At 71.6% G+C, this 18286-nt stretch carries 21 protein-coding genes and 1 pseudogene; 14 read left to right on the top strand and 8 right to left on the bottom strand.

From position 1 onward, the window contains the following. Positions 1-157: 157 nt before the first annotated feature. Both OO54_RS27775 and OO54_RS27780 read left to right on the top strand, forming a co-directional pair. Positions 158-1468 (top strand): carboxylate--amine ligase, encoded by a 1311-nt coding sequence (locus OO54_RS27775; protein ID WP_033207671.1) that lies wholly within the window; start codon positions 158-160, stop codon positions 1466-1468. Between the two features lie 35 nt (positions 1469-1503). Next, positions 1504-2760: an FAD-dependent oxidoreductase gene (locus OO54_RS27780; RefSeq protein ID WP_033207674.1), complete on the top strand. Its 1257-nt coding sequence runs from the start codon at positions 1504-1506 to the stop codon at positions 2758-2760. Between the two features lie 26 nt (positions 2761-2786). On the opposite strand, the gene OO54_RS27785 is transcribed toward OO54_RS27780, so the two are convergent. Then, positions 2787-3020: a chaplin gene (locus OO54_RS27785; protein ID WP_033207677.1), complete on the bottom strand. Its 234-nt coding sequence runs from the start codon at positions 3018-3020 to the stop codon at positions 2787-2789. A 176-nt stretch (positions 3021-3196) separates the two neighbouring features. Next, entirely contained in the window at positions 3197-3607 is a 411-nt protein-coding gene (locus OO54_RS27790) for a rodlin (RefSeq protein WP_033207680.1), read from the bottom strand. Between the two features lie 218 nt (positions 3608-3825). On the opposite strand from OO54_RS27790, the gene OO54_RS27795 reads away from it, so the two are divergent. The 3 genes from OO54_RS27795 to OO54_RS27805 all read left to right on the top strand — a co-directional run bounded on the left by OO54_RS27795 (position 3826) and on the right by OO54_RS27805 (position 6173). Next, positions 3826-4236, top strand: a complete 411-nt coding sequence (locus OO54_RS27795; RefSeq protein ID WP_033207683.1) for a rodlin — start codon at positions 3826-3828, stop codon at positions 4234-4236. Between the two features lie 394 nt (positions 4237-4630). After that, positions 4631-5671, top strand: coding sequence for an LCP family protein (locus OO54_RS27800; RefSeq protein WP_033207684.1), 1041 nt, complete (start codon positions 4631-4633; stop codon positions 5669-5671). Positions 5672-5765: 94 nt separating this feature from the next. Beyond that, positions 5766-6173, top strand: a complete 408-nt coding sequence (locus OO54_RS27805) for a rodlin (protein ID WP_033207686.1) — start codon at positions 5766-5768, stop codon at positions 6171-6173. A gap of 79 nt (positions 6174-6252) precedes the next feature. Here OO54_RS27805 and OO54_RS27810 read toward each other — a convergent pair whose 3' ends face one another. Then, a complete protein-coding gene (locus OO54_RS27810; protein ID WP_033207688.1) occupies positions 6253-8271 on the bottom strand; it encodes a thioredoxin domain-containing protein in 2019 nt (672 codons plus the stop codon). A 231-nt stretch (positions 8272-8502) separates the two neighbouring features. On the opposite strand from OO54_RS27810, the gene OO54_RS27815 reads away from it, so the two are divergent. Further along, positions 8503-9069, top strand: a complete 567-nt coding sequence (locus tag OO54_RS27815) for a Uma2 family endonuclease (RefSeq protein ID WP_033207690.1) — start codon at positions 8503-8505, stop codon at positions 9067-9069. Positions 9070-9180: 111 nt separating this feature from the next. On the opposite strand, the gene OO54_RS27820 is transcribed toward OO54_RS27815, so the two are convergent. Further along, the gene (locus OO54_RS27820; RefSeq protein WP_033207692.1) at positions 9181-10158 is read right to left on the bottom strand and encodes a winged helix-turn-helix domain-containing protein; all 978 of its coding nucleotides are present in this window, start codon (positions 10156-10158) and stop codon (positions 9181-9183) included. A gap of 89 nt (positions 10159-10247) precedes the next feature. Between OO54_RS27820 and OO54_RS27825 the strand changes: the two genes are divergently transcribed. From OO54_RS27825 to OO54_RS27835, 4 genes are all read left to right on the top strand, one after another. Next, a complete protein-coding gene (locus OO54_RS27825) occupies positions 10248-11549 on the top strand; it encodes an MFS transporter (RefSeq protein ID WP_051787235.1) in 1302 nt (433 codons plus the stop codon). A 127-nt stretch (positions 11550-11676) separates the two neighbouring features. Continuing rightward, the gene (locus OO54_RS27830; RefSeq protein WP_033207694.1) at positions 11677-12261 is read left to right on the top strand and encodes a DinB family protein; all 585 of its coding nucleotides are present in this window, start codon (positions 11677-11679) and stop codon (positions 12259-12261) included. A gap of 363 nt (positions 12262-12624) precedes the next feature. Continuing rightward, positions 12625-12762, top strand: a complete 138-nt coding sequence (locus OO54_RS46485; RefSeq protein ID WP_167348156.1) for a DUF6126 family protein — start codon at positions 12625-12627, stop codon at positions 12760-12762. 78 nt (positions 12763-12840) lie between these two features. Further along, complete coding sequence (locus OO54_RS27835) at positions 12841-13044, top strand: hypothetical protein (protein ID WP_051787236.1); 204 nt, start codon at positions 12841-12843, stop codon at positions 13042-13044. Between the two features lie 63 nt (positions 13045-13107). On the opposite strand, the gene OO54_RS27840 is transcribed toward OO54_RS27835, so the two are convergent. The 3 genes from OO54_RS27840 to OO54_RS27850 all read right to left on the bottom strand — a co-directional run bounded on the left by OO54_RS27840 (position 13108) and on the right by OO54_RS27850 (position 14568). Further along, positions 13108-13470 carry an ArsR/SmtB family transcription factor gene (locus OO54_RS27840; RefSeq protein WP_033207697.1) on the bottom strand — a complete coding sequence of 121 codons (363 nt, stop codon included), beginning with the start codon at positions 13468-13470 and terminating at the stop codon, positions 13108-13110. 323 nt (positions 13471-13793) lie between these two features. Then, a complete protein-coding gene (locus OO54_RS27845; RefSeq protein ID WP_033207808.1) occupies positions 13794-14147 on the bottom strand; it encodes a pyridoxamine 5'-phosphate oxidase family protein in 354 nt (117 codons plus the stop codon). A 49-nt stretch (positions 14148-14196) separates the two neighbouring features. Further along, complete coding sequence (locus OO54_RS27850) at positions 14197-14568, bottom strand: zinc ribbon domain-containing protein YjdM (RefSeq protein WP_033207809.1); 372 nt, start codon at positions 14566-14568, stop codon at positions 14197-14199. 159 nt (positions 14569-14727) lie between these two features. Here OO54_RS27850 and OO54_RS27855 point away from each other — a divergent pair, with 159 nt between their 5' ends. Genes OO54_RS27855 through OO54_RS27870 form a run of 4 tightly spaced genes read left to right on the top strand, consistent with a single transcriptional unit; the run spans position 14728 to position 17664 of the window. Beyond that, the gene (locus tag OO54_RS27855) at positions 14728-15069 is read left to right on the top strand and encodes an ArsR/SmtB family transcription factor (protein WP_033207699.1); all 342 of its coding nucleotides are present in this window, start codon (positions 14728-14730) and stop codon (positions 15067-15069) included. 56 nt (positions 15070-15125) lie between these two features. Continuing rightward, the gene (locus tag OO54_RS27860) at positions 15126-16793 is read left to right on the top strand and encodes a SulP family inorganic anion transporter (protein WP_078905377.1); all 1668 of its coding nucleotides are present in this window, start codon (positions 15126-15128) and stop codon (positions 16791-16793) included. Beyond that, complete coding sequence (locus tag OO54_RS27865; protein ID WP_033207702.1) at positions 16790-17254, top strand: ATP-binding protein; 465 nt, start codon at positions 16790-16792, stop codon at positions 17252-17254. The genes OO54_RS27860 and OO54_RS27865 overlap by 4 nt, the downstream gene beginning before the upstream one ends. After that, positions 17251-17664, top strand: coding sequence for a hypothetical protein (locus OO54_RS27870; RefSeq protein WP_033207705.1), 414 nt, complete (start codon positions 17251-17253; stop codon positions 17662-17664). The genes OO54_RS27865 and OO54_RS27870 overlap by 4 nt, the downstream gene beginning before the upstream one ends. Before the next feature lie 413 nt (positions 17665-18077). Here OO54_RS27870 and OO54_RS44020 read toward each other — a convergent pair. Continuing rightward, positions 18078-18245: pseudogene (locus OO54_RS44020) on the bottom strand (DUF255 domain-containing protein); the annotation flags it as partial. Positions 18246-18286: the final 41 nt, after the last annotated feature.

Here is an 18286-nt window from a genome sequence, read left to right on the forward strand (position 1 = left end):
GGCCGCTCCTTAACGTCGTTCACTTTTTGATGATCCGTCAATCCGATACTCCGAAAGTATTCCTAATGAGCCGACCGTGAACTCGGCTTCCCTCTGATCAGTAGTCCATTAGAGGATTTGATCGCCCGGTTGGGGCACCCGAGAGGAAAGGCATGCCGTGCCGCACGGTCAGAGTTTCGACACCCGCGTCCCCGCCGTCCTGGTGCGGCTCGACCGGAATCCCTTTCATCACGGGACGCTCGGCGCCACGCGCTCGCTGGGACGGGCGGGAATCCCGGTCCACGCCGTCATCGAGTCGGACACCAGCCCGGTCTCCCGTTCCCGCTACCTCCGCTCGGCCCGCACACGCCCCGGTGCGACCTCCGCGCCCGAGCTGGCCGCCCTGCTGACGGACATGGCCGACGAGATCTCCGACGACCCGTCACACCCCCTGCTGCCCGTACCCCTGGACGACATCAGCGCCCTCGCGCTGGCCCGGCACCGCGCCGAACTCGCCCCCCGTTTCCTGCTGCCCGCGCAGAGCGAGGCGCAGCTGCTGCGGGTCGCGGACAAGGCGGCGCTCGCCGGCACCTGCGCGGAGCTCGGTCTGCCCCATCCGCGGACCGAACTGCCCACGGGAGCCGACGAGGCGGCCGCCATGGCGTGGGCGCTCGGCCTGCCGGTGGTCGCGAAGTGGAGCCGGCCGTGGCTGCTGCCGGCGGGCGGCGGGCTGCGCAGCACCACGATCGTGCGGTCGCTCACGGAGGTGAGGGAGCTGTACGCCCGCACGCCGGAGGCGGGCAGCCGCCTGCTGCTCCAGGAACTCCTGCCGGCGGGCCGGGACCTGGACTGGTTCTTCCACGGGTACGTGGACTCCCGGGGCGGCTGCGCGACCGGGGCGACCGGCCGCAAGGAGCGCTCCTGGCCGGACGGGGCGGGGCTCACCGCCGTGGGCCGCTGGACCGTGAACCCGGCCGTGGACCGGACGGCCCGCGAACTGCTCGACGCGCTCGGCTACCGGGGCGTGTGCGATCTGGACTTCCGGCTCGACCGGGCGACCGGCGCGTACCACGTCCTCGACTTCAACCCCCGTCCCGGCGCGCAGTTCCGGCTCTTCGCCGACGCCGCCGGACTGGACGTGGTCCGGGCCCTCCACCTGGACCTCACCGGGCGTCCGGTGCCGCCGTACTCCCCCGCGTACGGCCGCCGGTTCCTGGTCGAGAACTACGCGGCGCTCTCGCTCCTGACCTCGCCGCGCCGCCGGTACGCGGCCGGGCCGGGGGCCGCCCGGCAGCGGACCGAGTTCGCCTGGTGCGCGGCCGACGACCCGGCGCCGGCGCTCGCCATGGGCCGCGCCTGGGCCGCCCATCTGCTGCGCAGGGCGCTGGCCGCGCTCCGCGGGCTGTTCCGAGCGGTCCGGACGCGCCCGCAGGGCGTCGCCTCGCCGCCCGCGGCCCGCACCCCCTCCCACCAGCTCACCCAACGATGAAGACGGAAGGCACGATGTCGAATTCGTCGAAGCCGATGTACGACCTGGTGGTCGTCGGGGCCGGACCCTACGGTCTGTCCGTGGCCGCGCACGCGGCGGCCCGCGGACTGAACCTCCGGACCTTCGGCCGCTCGATGGAGTCCTGGCACGCCATGCCCTCGGGCATGTTCCTGAAGTCGGAGCCCTGGGCGTCCCACCTCTCCGACCCGCGGGGCGCGTACGGACTCGACGCCTACGCGGCGACCCGGGGCGTCCGCGCCGCCCACGGCGTGCCGCTGCCGGTCGACTTCTTCGCCGCGTACGGCGACTGGTTCGCCCGGCAGGCCGTCCCCGCGCTCGACGAGCGGCTGATCGCGTCCGTGGCGCCCGGCGCCGAGGGGTTCGAGCTGCGGACGGAGGACGGCGAGCCGCTCCGCGCACGGACGGTGGCACTCGCCGTCGGCGTCCTGCCGTTCACGGAGGTCCCCGGGCCGCTGCGCGGGCTCCCCCGGCGGTACGTCACCCACTCCAGCCACCACGGCGAGCTCGACGGCTTCGCCGGCCGGGACGTCACCGTCATCGGCGCGGGCCAGGCCGCCCTGGAGACCGCCGCGCTCCTCACCGAGCGGGGCGCCGCCGCCGTCCGGATCGTCGCCCGCGCGGACCGGCTGAACTGGAACACCCTGCCCCCGGCCCTCGACCGCGGCCTGTGGCCGTCGCTGCGCGCCCCGCACACGGGACTCGGCTGCGGCTGGAAGAACAAGCTGTACGCGGACACCCCGGGCGTCTTCCGGCGCCTGCCGGCGGCCACCCGCGCGCGGATCTTCGACTCGGCGCTCGGCCCGGCGGGCGCCTGGTGGCTCCGGGAGCGGTTCGCGGCGATCGGGGACGTACGCCTCGGGCAGCGGATCACCTCGGCGGCCGTGACCGGGGACGAGCGGCTGCGGCTCGACGTCGCCGGGCCCGCCGGGACGACGGTCCTGGAGACCGACCACGTCATCGCGGCCACCGGCTTCACCCCGAGCCTGGACCGGGCCGGCGTCCTCTCCCCCGCGCTGCGCGGCGCCCTGCGCACGGTCGGCGCGGGCGGCGCGCCGGAGGTCGGCGGCCTCTTCGAGTCCTCGTGGCCCGGCCTGTTCCTCGCCGGGCTGCTCACCGCCCCTTCGTACGGCCCGTCGATGCGGTTCGTCCTCGGTGCCGAGTACACGGCGGGGCGCCTGGTGAAGGGGGTGCGGCAGCGGCTGCGGTCCGGTGTCCCGGGCGGGAGGGTCGGACGGCCCCGTACGGGCGAGAAGGCGGCGGTGACGGCATGACCGAGGGCCGGCCTGGCGCCGTGGACTCAGACGTTGACGCAGGTGTTGAAGGCGGCCGGGTTCAGGGCGCCGATGACGTTCACGCTGTTGCCGCAGACGTTGATCGGCACGTGGATCGGGACCTGGACGACGTTGCCGGACAGGACGCCCGGCGAACCGATCGCCACACCGTGCGCGTCCGCGTCCGCGAAGGCCGGCGACGCCGCACCCATGGCCATGACGATTCCGGCGATGACGGCCGCAGCCTTCTTACAGTTCATTTCGTCTGGATCCTTTCCTCGGCGGAATGCATTTCCGCAGCACACAACACAACGAACACGCCTCGGAAAGGAAACCGAAACGGCGAAGTCGTTCCGTCATTCACTCCATTGCCCGCACGGAACAGGGCCGGCGGGAACGCTCTCGTTCCCGCCGGCCCTGTGTCGCGCGGCGCGGATCAGCTGTTGTAGGCGCCGTTGCCCGAGAGGACCGGGATGTCCTCCAGGATGTGCGACAGCGGCTCGTCACCCTTGGCCTGGGTGGAGTTCTCGGCGCACTGCTGGTTCTGCGGGGAGGACAGGACGTTGATGTCCTGCGCGGTGATCGGGATCGCGCCGATGAGGGAGCCGAGGTTGCCCTTGACCGGAACACCGAGGCAGAGCTTGTTCAGCGAGCCCTGGACGGCCGAGAACTGGGGGCTCATGTCGCCCTTGGTCTTCGAGTTGCCGAAGGACTGGTGGGCGCCGTTGCCCGAGAGCGACGTGGTGCCGCCGTCGTTGGCGGTGGCGAGCGCCGGGGAGGCCATCGCGGCAGAAGCGCCGACAACAGAGGCCGTAACAGCCGCAGCCGCCATAATCTTCTTGATCACGGTGATTCCGTTCCTGTTCCCACCAATCGACTTGATTGATGCGACGGGATCAACTGCGCACGTCGGCTTTGGTTCCGGCGCTTCACTCGTTCGACTGGGCCCTCTTTTCGCGCTGCCGCGTGCGCTCCGCCAAGGGGGTGACACAGCGGAACCCTTGCGTCCGTGGCCAGTTGATCAGGCCGCTCCCTGCACGGAGCCGGTTCTAGAAGGGAACTCCCGTGATCAAGAAGGTTATGGCGACCGCGGCCGCGGCCGTCTCCATCGTCGGCGCCTCCGCCGCCGTCGCCACCCCGGCGCTCGCCATCGGCAACGACGGTGGCACCACGTCGCTGTCGGGCAACGGCGCCCACCAGGAGTACGGCAACTCCGCCACCTACGGCAACATGAGCCCGCAGTTCGCGCTGGTCCAGGGCTCCCTGAACAAGCCGTGCGTGGGCCTCCCGGCCAAGGTCAACGCCGGTTCGCTGATCGGCCTCATCCCGATCACGGTCCAGGACATCAACGTCCTGTCCTCCCCGCAGAACCAGCAGTGCACCGAGAACTCCACCCAGGCCAAGGGCGACGAGCCGCTGTCGCACATCCTGGACGACATCCCGGTCCTCTCGGGCAACGGCGTCGGCAACAACTGACGTTCCGCCACCGCGCGACGACGTTCACACGTCAGGGGCCGCCCTCCGGGGCGGCCCCTTTCGTGCTGCTACCAGGTCGGCCACACCGGTGCGGCCATCAGTCGTTCCCACTCGCGGTCCGGCATCCCCGGGACCGTGCGCCCCGCCTGCACCCACTGGGCCACCAGGGCGGAATACAGCGGGAACGGTGTGCGATCGGGAGGGGGTGGTTCACTCACATACCGGCTCTTCGGAATGAAGGCCATCCGTTCCCATTTTCCGGGATCCGGCGCCATCTTCGCTCCTTCCGCTGCGATTCCCGCATTTTTACACAGACGCCGCAGGAGAGTGATTCGACCTGTTCATGTCGCGTCGCGTACCTGTGTGCGAGCCGGGTCGAAATAGCGTGCGGGGCATGAAATTCCCGCGTCCCCGGCGGCTGCGCCGCGCGCTGCTCGCCGCGGCGGCCTTCACCGCTCTCGCCGCCCTCGCCCCCGGCGCCGTCGCCGTCGCGCCGTCCGACCTCCCCTCCCCCGAACAGGGCCTCAACCTGCTGGTGGTCGGCATCGACAGCCGCAAGGGCGTCACCGACGAGGAGAAGGAGCGCTTCCGCCTCGGCGGGCAGGAGTGCGACTGCACCGACGTGATCATGCTGGTGCACGTGTCGGCGGAGAACGACCGGATCAGCGTCGTGAGCCTGCCGCGCGACTCGCTCACCGCCTTCCCCGACCAGCACCGCGACCGGCGCACCGGGAAGCTGCACGCCGCCCACCCCGCGAAGATCAACAACGCCTGGGCGGAGGGCGGTTCCTCCTTCACGGTGGAGACCGTCGAGTCGATGACCGGACTCCCCGTCCACCGCTACCTGGAGATCGACTTCCGCCGCTTCATGGACACCGTCGACCGGCTCGACGGCGGGGTCCCCGTCTGTACGGCGGAGCCGCTCAAGGACCCGGTCACCGGCATCGACCTCCAGCCGGGCACCAAGCGGGTCGCCGGCGGCGAGGCGCTCCAGTACGTGCGGTCGCGGCGGGCCGACGGCCAGATGGACTTCGGCCGGATCCAGAAGCAGCAGAAGTTCGTGGCGAACACGCTCGAACGGCTCCGCGAGGGCGTCCTGGACGACCCGGAGGCGCTGCTGGACTTCGCCGCGACCCTGCGCGGCACGGGCGCCGTCGAGCGGGGCATCACGGCGACGGAGCTCCTGACGCTCGCCGCCCGCCTGAAGGACCTGCCCCCGGACCGTACGGAGTTCTCGACCGTGCCCGTACGCGGCTTCAACCCGAACATCGCCGGCGTCGGGTCGACCCTCGCGTGGGACGAGAAAGGCGCGGCGGAGGTCTTCGGGCGGCTGCGCGAGGACCGGCCGCTGCCGGAGGCCGGGGCGGTGGCGCCGAGCGAGATCCCGGTGGGCACGTACCGCCCCACGCCCGGGTCCTCGCTCATCTGCCCGTAGTCCGTCCGGTGGACTTCCCGGAACCTCCGGGCCTCTGACCAGTTGATCAGCGCGGCTCGGCACTCAGCGGGCCAGGATCCGAAAGGCCTGAACAATGAAGAAGCTTCTGGCGACGGCTGCTGTGGCCGCATCCGTTCTCGGCGCGACGGCGGCGGGTGCCGGTCAGGCGCTGGCGATCGCCGACGACGGCGGCACCACCTCGCTGTCGGGCAACGGCGCCCACCAGGAGTTCGGCAACTCCAGCACCCACGGCGACATGAGCCCGCAGTTCGCGCTGGTCCAGGGCTCCCTGAACAAGCCGTGCGTGGGCCTCCCCGCCAAGGTCAACGCCGGTTCGCTGATCGGCCTCATCCCGATCACGGTCCAGGACGTCAACGTCCTGTCCTCCCCGCAGAACCAGCAGTGCACCGAGAACTCCACCCAGGCCAAGGGCGACGAGCCGCTGTCGCACATCCTCAGCGACATCCCCGTGCTGTCCGGCAACGGCGCCGGCAACAGCTGAGCAACGCCGCTCGGCAACGGTGCGGCCCCGCCACCCCTCCTCGGAGGGGCGGCGGGGCCGTCCCCGTTCCACGCCGGAGTCAGAGCGTGCGGCGCAGCTCGGCCGGGTCGGTGACCGGTGCGTCGCAGGTGAAGTGACGGCAGACGTACGCGGCCGGTCGTCCGGCCACCAGCGGACGGTCCTTCAGGAGCGGGAACTCCTCGCTGTCGGGGGTGCCGGCGGCGAGGACCGCGCCGGGAGCGGTGGCCAGCAGCGCGGCACGGCGCAGCTCCTGGAAGGCCTCGTCGCCGGGGGCGCCCACCACGGCGATCTCCCGGGGCCCGTCGAGGAGGGCCTCGGCGACGGCGAGGCCCCAGCCGATGAAGCGGGGCGCACGCGGGCCAAGGGCCTTGACGACGCCGAGCGCTCCCTCGGCGGCGGCACGGTGGGCCTCGGAACCGGTCTGCGCGGCGTAGGAGAGGAGCGCTCCGGCGGCGGCGGTCCAGCCCGAGGGGGCGGCGTTGTCGGTGGGGTCCTGGGGGCGCCGGATGAGGGCCTCGGCGTCGTGGGCCGTGTCGTACAGCGCGCCGCCCTCGGCGACGAAGCGGTCGAGGACGATGTCCAGGAGGAAGCCGGCGAACTCCAGCCAGGCGCCTTCGCCGGTGACGGCGGCGAGGGCGAGGAACCCCTCGGCGACATCGGCGTAGTCCTCGAGGACCCCCGCGTTGGTACCGGCCCGGCCGTCCTTGGAGGTACGGGTGAGCCGGGCCTGCTCGTCCATGTGGACGCGGACCAGCAGGTCGGCGGCCTCCGTGGCGCGCTCGACGAGGTCGGGGCGGTCGAAGAGGGCGCCCGTCTCGGCGAGCGCGGCGATCGCGAGCCCGTTCCAGGCGGCGACGACCTTGTCGTCGCGGCCGGGGCGGGCCCGCTCCTCGCGGGCCGCGAGGAGCCGGGCCGCGATCGACGCGATCCGCTCGGCGTCGGCCGGACCCGCGCCCTGCGGCAGCTGGAGGACGGAGCTGCCGTGCTCGAAGGTGCCGTCCTCGGTGACGCCGTAACGGGCGGCGGCGAGGGCGGCGTCCTCCTCCCCGAGGACCTCGGCGAGCTGCCCCGGAGTCCACACGTAGAACGCGCCCTCGACGTGCTTGCCGGTGCCGTCGTCGCTGTCCGCGTCGAGGGCCGAGGCGAAGCCGCCCTCGGGGGTGCGGAGCTCGCGGACGAGGAAGTCGGCGGTCTCCAGGGCCACCCGGCGGGCCAGGTCGCTGCCGGTGGCCTTCCACAGGTGGGCGTACGCCCGGCAGAGCAGGGCGTTGTCGTACAGCATCTTCTCGAAGTGCGGGACGACCCAGGCGCGGTCGACGGCGTAACGGGCGAAGCCGCCGCCGAGCTGGTCGTAGATGCCGCCGCGGGCCATCGCCTCGCACGTGTCGGTCGCCATCTGGAGAGCGCCCTCCGAGCCCGTACGGGCGTGATGGCGCAGCAGGAACTCCAAGGCCATCGACGGCGGGAACTTGGGGGCGCCGCCGAAGCCGCCGCGGGTCGCGTCGTACTCGCGGGTCAGGCCGAGCAGGGCCTGCGCCAGCTCCTCCTCGCCGGGGACGCCGTCGCCGCCGAAGGCCAGCGAACGGCCCGCGAGGTCCTTCACGATCCGGTCGGCGACCTCCCCGACCTCCTCCCGGCGGCCGGTCCAGGCGTCCCGGACGCCCTCCAGGACCTCGGGGAACGACGGCATGCCGTGACGGGGCTCCGGCGGGAAGTACGTACCGAAGTAGAACGGGGCCGCGTCCGGCGTCAGGAAGACCGTCATCGGCCAGCCACCCTGGCCGGTGGCCGCCTGGACCGCCTCCATGTAGACGGCGTCGACGTCAGGGCGCTCCTCCCGGTCGACCTTGACGGCGACGAAGTGCTCGTTGACCAGGGCGGCGGTGGCGTCGTCCTCGAAGGACTCGTGCGCCATGACGTGACACCAGTGACACGCAGAGTATCCGACCGACAGCAGAACGGGTACATCGCGCCGTTTCGCTTCCTCGAACGCCTCGGGTCCCCACGGCCACCAGTCGACCGGATTGTCAGCGTGCTGAAGCAGATAAGGCGAGGTCGTGCCAGCCAGCCGGTTCATGCGACCCAGCCTCTCACGCCGACACGACCCTGCCGATTCGGCCCGCAAGCCCCCGCCCTACTTGGCCGATTTGCACTCATGCGCCATCACGTGGTGAATGCGGATCGCCCCTTTTGCACCCAGGTCGCCCTGCGGACGCTGGAGGTTCTGCCCCGACTTAGAGCCGGTGCCCGACTGGAAGCGGGCAGTACGCTGAGTCGAGCAGCACCGCATCCTCGAAGGAGGTACTTCATGACCGCCGAGATGGTGGCGCCCGCGTGGATGCACACGCAGATCAGCGCGGAACAGTACGCCTCCTGGTCCGAGGAGCAGTGCGCCGGCGTCGAGATCGTGGACGGCATGGTCGTCGTGAGCCCGAGCGCCTCCAAGCGGCACAACCGGCTGGCTCGGCTCCTGGCCAATGCCCTGGACGCCGCCGCGGGCCCGGACTGGAACGCCGACACGGACTTCGACGTCCGCTTGCAGGACGTGCCGCTCACCAACCGCCGTCCGGACGTCATCGTCTACCGGGCGGAGACCATCGACCTCACGCCCACCCGCCCTGAGCACGTACTCCTGGTCGTCGAGGTCGTGTCGCCCGGTTCGGAGACCACGGACCGGATCGTGAAGGTGGACCAGTACGGCAAGGCAGGCATCCCCTTCTACTGGCGGGTCGAGCAGGCCGCCACCGGCGTCCCGATCGTCTACACCTACGTCCTCGACCCCGCCACCAAGGCTTACAGGGACGGCGAGATGTTCACTGGCACTGTGAAGGCCACGGCGCCCTTCTCCATCACGGTCGACCTTGGGGCCCTGTGAGCAACGAGGCTGCCGGTCGGAGGGTGCCGGCCTCGCGGTTGACAGCGAGGGGGCGGTGACCGTGCTGCGGGTGGTCAAGGCCGCGCAGCGGCTCGGTGCTGATCTGAGCCCTCAGCCCGAACCTGCGACCAGTGCCTCGCCAAGCGGGGTGCGCCGGTAGAGCACTGATCGTCCGGACCGGGCGCGGACCAGCAGTCCCGCGCCTCGCAGGATGGCGAGGTGGTCTCCTACCGCGCCGGGTGTCATGGCGAGGCTTCGGGCGAGGTGGCTGGTGCTGGCCGGGGCATCCAGCGCCAACAGCAGCCGGGCTCGGGCCCGGCCGACCAGGGCGGTCAGCGCGTCCGGTTGGGGGACGTTCTCCTGTTCGCCCCACAGGGCGGCGGTGCCGCGGGCCGAGTAGACCAAGGTCCTGGGCCAGGGGTCTTCCATGTGGGCGGCGACATGCCCGACGAAGACCGAAGGGATCACCAGGAGCCCGTCGCCGGCGAGGCGGACTGTCCCACCTCGGAGGAAGCCGACCTCGATACCGTCGGCGCGCCAGGCGACGCCCGGGTGCAGGCTTTCGATGGCCGCGACCCATCCGTGTTCGCCGATCACCCCCACCCGGTGTACGACATCGCGCTCACAGATCGCGCGCAGTTGCGGCCAGTCCGCGGCGAGCAGCTCGTGCCACGCCTGGTCCATCGCCTCGGCGATCCTGGGGACGGCGTCCGTCGAGTCCAGCACGGCGCGTACGCGGGGGTCACGGACGGCCGGGCCGGTCGAGCCGGCGGCGAATTCGCGACGGGCCGCTTCCAGCGGTGTGGCCCGGATCACGGCCAGGTCGTCCGCCCAGGTCTGGCCGAGGCCGCGCGGGGGCGGGGCGACGAAGTTCGGTCCGCTGTGCGGGGCTTGCAGAGCGAGGACGGCGTCCAGCTCGGTCTCGCGGCGAAGCCGTTCGAAAGCCGGCATGAGCCGGGCGGACCAGGCTCGCGGCAGCGGCTGGCCTTGGCCGGCGAGCGAGCGCAGCAGCAGGCAGAGGTCCAGCGCGGGCGACAGCGCGAAGCGGCTGCGCAGCAGGTCCTCGACGGAGACTTCGAAGCGCAGCACCCGGCGATGCTACCGCGGGACATCTGTTCCGATTCGTCCAGCGACGAATCATTGGTGAGTGGCACGAGTGCACGTCGAGGCTGAGCGCCATGACCCCAAACGCCGGACCCGCGCAGGGCGACCGCCACGCCACCTACTGGGAGGTGCTGGCCGAGCCTCGGTTCCGGCTGCTGTTCTTGACTCGCACCGTCGCGATCACCGCGGACTCGCTGCGGATCACCACGTTTTCGGTGCTGGTCTTCGCGGCCACCGGCTCCGCACTGTTGAGCGCACTGGCCTTCGGCATCGGCTTTCTCCCGCAGGTGTTCGGCTCGCTGCTGCTGGGCTCAATGGCCGACCGACTGCCGCCCCGCGCGCTCATCGCCGGCGGCTATGCCTTGGAGTGCGCCGCCGCCCTGCTGCTCGCCCTGGTACGGATGCCGATCGCGGCAAGCCTCGGCGTCGTGGCGCTGGTCGCCCTCGCCACACCGGTGTTCAGCGGCGCGTCGAGCCGGCTGGTCGCACAGTGGTTGGAGGGCGACGCCTACGTACTCGGCCGCTCGCTCAACAACATCGCCGGCTCTGGCGCCCAACTGCTCGGTCTGGCACTGGGAGGTGCGGCCGTCGCGGCACTCGGCCCGCGCCGGGCGCTCGCGTTCAGCGCCGCCCTCTACCTCGGCTGCGCGCTCGCCATCCGCTGCCGAATGGCCCGGCTGGAGCCGGGAGAGTCCGGCGGCTCAAGGGGTGATGGCGGGGCCGTCCGAGCAAGCCTGCACGGTGCCGGCCTGCTGCTGCGCGGACGTACGGTGCGACGACTGATGCTGGCGCAGTGGCTGCCGCCCGCGTTCGTGGCGGGCGCGGAAGGACTGATCGTCGCCTACGCGGGAGGCCGCCACTTCGCGCCCGGCTGGTACGCGGTGCTGATGGGCTGTCTGCCGGCAGGCATGGTCGTCGGTGACCTTCTGGTGGGACGGCTGCTCCGGCCGCCGACCCGGGAGCGACTGGTAGTCCCGTTGACCACGCTGATGGGACTGCCGCTGGTCGGCTTCGCCGCCGAGCCCGGGGTGGGCCTCTCGTCCTGTCTGCTGCTGCTCTGCGGCTTCGGATTCGCCTACGGTCTCGGCCTGCAACGGCCGTTCCTGGACGCCCTGCCGCAGGACAGCCAGGGCCAGGCCTTCGGCCTGCTCGGCTCCGGTGGCATGACGCTCCAGGGCGTCGGCCCGGCCTGCTTCGGCGCAGCGGCCGCAGGTATCGGAACAGGCGGCGCGATCGCCCTGGCTGGCGGTGCCGCGGCGCTTACCGCCGGCTGGATCCTCACCTGGCACCCGCCCGCGTCCCCGCTCCCCGCCCCTACGGACTCGACGGACTCGGAGAACGGCACCGGACAGCCGTGTGGTTCTCCTGCTCGATAGCGCCGCGGGGCGGGTTGGCCGCGAGCCTTCACGCACCCCACCCCACCGCTCCCACCCCCACCCCGTTCCCCCACGGCTCTCTACGTGATCGTGAAACCACGAACAGTACATGGAAGGTGCATGCCGCATGATCGATGAATTCGCGAAGGACAACCTGCACGGGAGACTGCGTCGGGACCGCGAGGCGCTGCTCTGGAAGCTCGACGGCCTGTCCGAATACGACGCTCGCAGGCCGCTGACGGCAACCGGGACCAACCTCCTCGGCCTGGTCAAGCACGTGGCCACCGTCGAGGCGAGGTACTTCGGCGAGATCTTCGACCGCCCTTCCCCGGAACCGCTATGCCGGTGGCAGGAAGCCGACGGCAGCGATCAGTGGGCGACCGAGGGTGAGACCCGCGATCAGATCATCGGGTTCTACCGGCGCACGTGGGAACACTCGGACGCGACGATCAACGAGCTTCCCCTCGACGCCCCCGGCCACGTCCCGTGGTGGCCGGAGCCGTATTCCCACACCAACCTGTTCGCCGTCATGGTCCACGTCCTCGGCGAGTCCATCCGGCATGCCGGACATGCCGACATCCTCCGCGAAAGCGTCGACGGCCGGACCGGGCTGCGCGCCGAACACGAGAGGCAGATCGACGAGGAAGCCCGTGGCGCCTACCGAGCGAAGATCGAGCAGGCCGCCAGGTCAGCCGCGTCGATCAAGCCTTAGCCAGACATACCGGACCGCCTGGCATCAGCTCCCCTACCCGCACTGGCGATTTCCGGCGCAGGGCGCCGGCGGCTGAGTTCGAGGCGGGCGTAGCTCCTCCCTGGTGGCCCCCGGTATCCTCTTAAAGACTTTCGCAATTCGCCAGATTCGTTGGCGGGCGTCCTTCCGGCGAGGTAGCCAGGTGGCAGGACTGGGCCGATGAAGGGCATGCGCGGCTTCGGGCCACCGCGGGGGTGTACGGCAGGACGCGGCGGGAGCCGGCACGCGACGAGCCAGGTAGGGCCGCCCTCGTACGGTCCCGGCTTCCCTCGTGGGCCCACAGCGCCAGAGACCCGATCGCCCCGCACGGAAGGAGAGGACCCCATGAGCGACAGCATGGACGACGAAGCCCGGAAGGAGCGGGGTGTCTGGTTGCGCGCCTTCTTCTACATCTTCGGCACGCACCTGTTCGCCGGGTTCGTCTGGCTGCTGTTCTACGTCGGCCAGCACGCCCACAAGTAGGCCCCTGTGATCGCGCTGGTGGGACATACGGATCTTGCTCCCTGAACCCTGGCACTACTGACGCAGCGGTTGAGTCCGGTGGACTACGACCCCGCCGACGGTCCCGCCTGCCTGCACACCGACGAGCGGATGATTCAGGCCTGCACCCGCGTCCTCGTGGTCTGGGACGGCTCCCCGACCACCCCGTGCGACGCCACCGCACATCTCGTGGCCTACGCGCGCGGCCTCGGCCGGACGGTCGACGTGCTCTGGCCTACGGGCGCCGAGCGCCGCACCTCGTGAGGGTGACCGCCTTCCACCGCCCCTGAGGTGCTGTCCATCGGGTGAGCGGGAGGCGGCCACCGGTCAATGGCCCGCGCGCGGCGGGGGCGCCGGCGTCTGCTGCTCCGCGCGGAGGTCGCCGAGGAGCCTGGCCTGGTCGGCCAGCACGCCCGAGAGGATCTCGCGGGCCACCCGGAGCAGTTCCGCCACTCGCGGGCTGGCCAGGGAGTAGTGGACGGTGGAGCCTTCCTTGCGAGTGACCACCAGGTTGGCGCGGCGCAGGACGGCGAGCTGCTGTGACAGGTGTGCCGGTTCGACGCCGACCTCGGGCAGCATCTCGGACACCGCGTGCTCGCGTTCGGCCAGCAGCTCCAGCACGCGGATGCGCGCCGGATGCCCCAGCGTCTTGAAGAAGTCGGCCCTGGGCTGGTACAGCAGCGCGCTCACGGTGCGGGCCCCTCCTCGTCGACGGCCGCTGTCGGCCGTCCGTACGCCTTCCATGGACACCGGCCATCCTGACGCAGAACCTGTCCGGAACGGACGGCTCCCTGCTGAAGTGCCCGTCCTGCCGGTTGAAACTCCCGCGGGCGGCGGGCGGCCCCGAGGGCGAGTGCCCGCGTTGCGGTCACTCGCCGCTGCCGAGCGCGGACGCCCTGCGCGGCGGCACCGCTGCCGCACGCCGAACCTCCGCATAGCCGCACGCAGAGGCCCATGCCGGAGCGGCTCGCTCAGCGCCCCTCGCCCGGCGCCACGCGGAAGCCGGTCACGGTCTACGGAGTGATCCGGAGCAAGGTGTCATGCGGTCCGTGGACCCAGCCGTCCAGGGTGCGGCGGCAGTGGGCGGCCTCGTGCGGCTCGGCGATCTCCGTCGCGGGGCCCATGACGGTGATCGACCAGCCGGGGACGGCGGAGCCAGGGAGATCGTCCACCTGGTAGGTGACCGCCGGCGGAACGGACGCCGCCTGTACCGGCGCGCGGACGACGAGATGGCGTGCGTCCAGGTGTGCGGCAGGCCGTACGACAGGCTCGCCGCGACGCAGCAGGACGAGGCGGCCTCGCGCGCTCCCCTCCAGGAGCCACAGCGCTTCCGCGCCCGACATCTCCGCCAGCCGTCCGGCCGTCATCCGTACCTCTCCTCGTCCCGCCCGCCTCCGTGTGGCGATCGCCACCGGGTCAGCCCTTCTTGACCACGCTCGACTTGAGCTGCATGTTGCCGAAACCCTCGATGCGGCAGTCGATGTCGTGGCCGTCGACGCCGTCGACCAGGCGGATGTTGCGGACCTTCGTGCCGGCCTTGATGCCGTTCGGGCTGCCCTTGACCTTCAGGGTCTTCACCACGGTCACGGTGTCACCGTCGGCGAGGACGTTGCCGACGAAGTCCTTGACGACCTTCTCGCCCGCGCCGTCGGCGGTCGTGTCACCGGCGGCGGCCGGTTCCCACTCGTGGCCGCACTCGGGGCAGACGAGCAAGGCGCCCATCTCGTAGGTGTAGGCGCCGGAGCACTCGGGGCAGGGCGGCAGCTGGTTCTCGGCGTTCTCGGCCACGGGGGAAGGTCCGTTCCACTTCATCGGTCTAGGAAGGTCCATAATTGCATAATTCTGCAATTCATTAGATGCTCTAGTGGCCGTGCCCGTAGGTAGCCGCGGGCACGGCGCCCAGCCCGCGCCGTAATGACGGGCTCGACGACGAGGAGAGTCAGGGACGTGCCGGTTCCGCTGTACCAGGCGAAGGCCGAGTTCTTCCGGATGCTGGGACACCCGGTCCGCATCCGGGTGCTGGAGCTTCTCCAGAACGGACCGATGCCGGTACGTGATCTCCTGACGGAGATCGATGTCGAGGCGCCGGCGCTCTCCCAGCAGCTCGCGGTGCTGCGCCGGTCCGGGATCGTGACCGCCAGTCGCGACGGGTCGACCGTGATCTACACCCTGGCCGGCGGGGACGTCGCCGATCTGATGCAGGCCGCACGCCGGATCCTCACCCAGATGCTCACCGGCCAGAACGAGCTTCTCACCGAGCTTCTGGGGGCCGAGGCGGCCGAGCGGTGAGCGCGCTGTGGAAGCGGCTGCGTTCCCTGCTGCCCACCCGCGCCGACGCCGCCGCCATGGGCCGCAACCCCCGGCGCGACCTGCTCGCCGGCCTCACGGTCGCCATCGTCGCCCTGCCGCTGGCCCTCGGCTTCGGTGAGACCTCCGGGCTCGGTGCCGAGGCCGGGCTCGCGACCGCCGTCGTCGCGGGCGCGTTGGCCGCCATCTTCGGAGGATCCAACCTCCAGGTGTCCGGCCCGACCGGGGCCATGACGGTCGTCCTCGTCCCCATCGTCGCCCAGCACGGTCCGAGTGGCGTACTGACTGTCGGCCTGCTCGCGGGCCTCATCTGCGTCGGCCTGGCCCTGGTACGGGCCGGCCGCTCCATGGCCTACATCCCCGCCTCGGTCGTGGAGGGCTTCACGCTGGGGATCGCGCTCGTCATCGGCCTCCAGCAGGTACCCAACGCCCTCGGTGTCCCCAAACCCGAGGGCGAGCGGGTCCTGGAGGTGACGTGGCGCGCCGTCGAGGAGTTCGTCCAGGCCCCTAACTGGACGGCCCTCGGGCTCGCCCTGGGCGTCGCCGCCCTCATGCTCGGCGGCGCCCGGTGGCGGCCCGCAATCCCCTTCTCGATCCTCGCGGTGATCGCCGCCACGATCGTGGCCCAGGTCTTCCACTTGGACGGGGCCAAGCCGATCGGCGAGCTGCCCTCCGGGCTTCCCGCCCCGTCCCTCTCCTTCCTCGACCTTTCCGCGCTGGGTTCCCTGATCGCCCCGGCCGTCGCGGTCGCGGCGCTCGCCGCCCTGGAGTCCCTGCTGTCGGCGCAGGTAGCCGACGGCATGACCGTCGGGCAGGGGCACGACCCGGACCGGGAGCTGTTCGGGCAGGGCCTGGCGAACATCGCCGCCCCGTTGTTCGGCGGCGTCCCGGCGACCGGCGCCATCGCCCGTACCGCCGTCAACGTCCGTACCGGAGCCTCCTCCCGGCTCGCCGCGCTCACCCACGCGGCGATCCTCGCCGTGATCGTCTTCGCCGCCGCCCCGCTCGTGTCGAAGATCCCGCTCGCCGCCCTGGCCGGCGTCCTCCTCGCCACGGCCGTGCGGATGATCGAGGTCGGCTCGCTGCGCGCCATGGCGAAGGCCACCCGCTCCGACGCCCTCGTCCTCGTCCTCACCGCCGTCGCCACGCTCGCACTCGACCTCGTGTACGCGGTGATCATCGGCATGGCCGTCGCGGGCGCCCTCGCACTGCGGGCCGTGGCCAAGCAAGCCCGCATGGACCAGGTGGACTTCCGGCCAGACCTGCCCGGCGAGCACAGCGACGAGGAGCACGCGCTGCTGGCCGAGCACATCGTCGCGTACCGGATCGACGGCCCGCTGTTCTTCGCCGCCGCGCACCGCTTCCTGCTTGAGCTGTCGGAGGTCGTCGACGTCCGGGTCGTGATCATGAGGATGTCGCGGGTGACGACCATGGACGCCACCGGCGCGCTCGTGCTCAAGGACGCCGTCGAGAAGCTCAACCGGCGCGGCATCGCCGTCATGACCTCAGGCATAAGGCCGGGTCAGCGGCAGGTCCTCGCCTCCGTCGGCGCGCTCGACCTGCTGCGATACGAGGGCCGGGAGTACGCCACGACGCCCGAGGCCATCGCGGGCGCGCGGAGCCATCTTCAGACGACCGGGGTCCTCGCCTCAGTGCCCCCGCGGAAATCCGCGGCTTCCCCGAGCACACCGGCGGGAACACGGTGAGCGCCGCGCCGGAGGCCCTGCCGCACCGCCACGTCCTCACCGTGCCGACAGCCTCGGCCTCGGTGCGCCTGGCGCGCGAGACCGCGGAGATGACGTACGCGTCATGGGGCATCGGCACGGCCCATCCCGCCATGGGGCCGGCCCTGTTGATCCTCAGCGAGCTGGTCACCAACAGCGTCCGGCACGCCGCCGTGACCTCCCCGAGCCTGACGGTGACGTTCGCGGCCGGCGAGGACGCGCTCGCGTTCGCCGTCCATGACCGACACCCCTACCACCCCGGGGTCGTCCCCGTCGCGGGCCACACGGGCGGCCTGTTCACCGTCGCCGAGGTGCTGGCGGAACAGGGCGGCACATTGGCGCTGAGGCGGGACGCGGACGGTGGCGGTAAGAGCGTGTGGATCACCCTCCCCCTGCGAGATCCCCTGAGTCCCCTGAATGCAAGAACGAAGGCGAGCCCATGACCATCGAGTGGCGATACACCGTCCGGGAAGACCTGGGTGTCCTGTCCCTGGCCGGGTTCCTCGGCCCCGAGGCCGTCGACCGGTTCGCCGGCGCGGTCGGCTGGGCCCTGGCGCGCGGCACCGGTCCGGTCATCCTGGACCTGACGAGCCTGCGCGGCTGGTCGGTCGGCGGCCAGCTCGCCGTCGCCGCGGCCGCACGGCGGCTGGCCGCCGAAGACCGTCCTCTCGAACTCGCCGCCATCCCCGCGGACGGGTCCCTCGTCCCCGACAGCGGCCAGCCGCCCATCGTCGTCCACTGCGACCTGCCGACCGCGCTCGCCGCCCACGGCGCCGGGTCGAACGGGCAGCGCGAGTGGTACAGCGACGAGTGGCCCGGCACCCGCAGGCCTACCGAGCGCCCGGTCGCGTAACGGCCTTCGCGGACAAGACTCCTCGTTTGTCCGTGGTGGCCCAGTCACCGGCGCGCTGACACGTCCTGGCCGGCAGCGCGGTCCGCCTCCGCCGTCAGCGTCGCGGCGGCACGCATCAGACGTGCGCCGATCGATAACCGAGGGTGCCGTGCACGAGGGCGGGTCGGCCCCACGCACAGCACTACGGTGTCGGCTGCGGCCTGTGGCTCCGTGCTCCTACTCCTCGGCGGCGACGGCGAATGCGCCGCCCTCCAGGAGTTGGCGGATGCCGACGAACTTCTCGGGCCCCACTCGGGCGAAGCCGCCAGTTCGGCCTCTACCCAGGCGTCGATACTTGCGTCCAGTTTCTCGTCGTACGTATCCATACGGCTACCCTCTGACAACACCCCAGGTCGTGACTACCCGGTTGTTCACATGCACTGGCACCAGTGGCAGGAGCCGTACCCGACGCTCAGCAGCCCCGGGACGTCGCGGCGACGGGCCTCCTCGAAGGCCTCGGCCGACCACGGCCACCAGTCGACCGGGTTGTCGGCGTGCTGCAGGAGGTATGGAGAGGTCTCATGGGCCAGTCGGTTCGGCATACCGCCCATCCTGCCGCAGCCACGGCCCCCGCACGCCGCAC

It is taken from the genome of Streptomyces wedmorensis (assembly GCF_000716445.1).
In the GTDB taxonomy this organism is placed as follows: domain Bacteria; phylum Actinomycetota; class Actinomycetes; order Streptomycetales; family Streptomycetaceae; genus Streptomyces; species Streptomyces wedmorensis.